Genomic DNA, 1,642 nt, shown 5'->3' with positions numbered 1-1,642 from the left:
CGTGTCCGCCAGGAGGTGGGTGTGACCTCGCCGACCGACATGATCAAGTCGAATGGCCGGAAATACTACCCGGGCATCGGACTGCTGGAGCACTCGTAGCGGCCGGCGAGTGGCGGCCCGGCCTCGCACGCGGCCTACTGCGGTGTTGTCTCGCGCTTTCCGATGAGGAGGAGGCTTCCCTGTTCGGTGGCCCCTCGAAGCGGCCCGGCACTAGATGATCGATTCCAAGGGGTCGGCTGCGCGAACGCGAGAAGGGAGTCCAACGTCAGTGTGTGAAGACAGAGTTGGACTCCCTCGCGACCGCACTGTACGTCAGAACCGATGACCTGCTGAAGGCCTCGCCGCACCTCGCGCCGTGGCGGCCGGCCGTCGGGATCACCCCGAAGCTCAGCGATGCCGAGCTGGTCACGCTCGCGATGATGCAGGCCATGCTCGGCTTCACCTCCGAGGCCCGATGGCTTCGCCACGTCCGCGCCCACCTGCATCATCTCTTCCCGTACGTGCCCGGGCAGCCCGGCTACAACAAGCGGCTGCGCAAGGCCGCGGACCTGCTGCGCCGGGTGACGCGGACGCTGGCCGCCGACACCTCGGTGTGGAGCGACGACGTGTGGATCGTGGACTCCACTCCTGTCGAATGCGGACGCTCACGGGAGACCGTCAAGCGGTCCGACCTGGCCGGATGGGCTGAATACGGCTACTGCGCCAGCCACAGCCGCTTCTTCTGGGGACTTCGGCTGCACATGGTCTGCACGCTCCAGGGGCTGCCGATCGGCTTCGCCCTGACAGGCGCGAAGGCCGACGAACGCGAAACGCTCCTGGACCTGCCGGCCGCCGAGGACGACCTGGTCGCCCGCAGACCCGGGCAGACGCTGATCGGCGACAAGAACTACTTCGGTCGCGCCTTCGGACGCGAACTGGCCGAGCACGGCATCCGGCTGCCGCGGCCGACCCGCAAGGGAGAACCGGAACGCTCCGGCACCCTTTTGTTCAAGCCGTCGCGGCAGATCATCGAGTCGGGCAACGAATCCTTGAAGGGCCAGCTCGACCTGGAGCACCACCGCGGCCGCACACCCGGCGGCGTCATCACCCGCGTCATGCAGCGCATCCTCGCGCTGACCGCCGCGATCTGGCACAAGGACGCCACTGGGCAAGCCGTCCTACGCTCCCTGACCGCTTACGATCACTGACCCCTTGGAATTGATCATCGTACGTCCAGCAGTCCGGGCGTCGTCCCAGCTCAAAGGAGGTGGAAGGGATGTAACCGGACGTCAAGTTCAGGGCAGCCAGCCGGTGCAAGTCCGGTCCGGGGAGACGCCAGGGTCCCCGGTAGCTGACCCCCGGCGTCGTTCGAGAGGGCGGCGTCGAAGTGGGGTGACAAGCGCCCTTCGGGGGCGTGCGACCGACCGGTCCGCAACATGAAGTGAAGTCTGCAGCGTCGTGTCGAGGGCATAGGTTTCTACTTCTCCTCCGGTGACTACGGCGACAACGCCGAGGCCACAGGAATGAAGCAGACCAACTTCCCGGCCCAGTCGGCCTGGGTGACGGCCGTCGGCGGCACCGCCCTGGCCGTCGGCAAGGGCGACAAGTACCTGTGGGAGACCGGCTGGGGCACCCAGAGGGCCGCTCTGTCCGCGGACGGCAC

General features: G+C 67.3%; 1 protein-coding gene and 1 pseudogene. Both read left to right on the top strand.

What is annotated here, in order from left to right:
- The first annotated feature begins 272 nt into the window (after positions 1 to 272).
- Entirely contained in the window at positions 273 to 1,187 is a 915-nt protein-coding gene (locus tag ABZT06_RS50530) for an IS982 family transposase (RefSeq protein ID WP_355756698.1), read from the top strand.
- A gap of 252 nt (positions 1,188 to 1,439) precedes the next feature.
- Positions 1,440 to 1,642, top strand: a pseudogene (locus tag ABZT06_RS50525) (serine protease); the annotation flags it as partial.

Source organism: Streptomyces sp. NPDC005483 (genome assembly GCF_040606035.1).
Lineage (GTDB): Bacteria > Actinomycetota > Actinomycetes > Streptomycetales > Streptomycetaceae > Streptomyces.
This window is presented reverse-complemented; position numbering and strand designations above follow the sequence as displayed.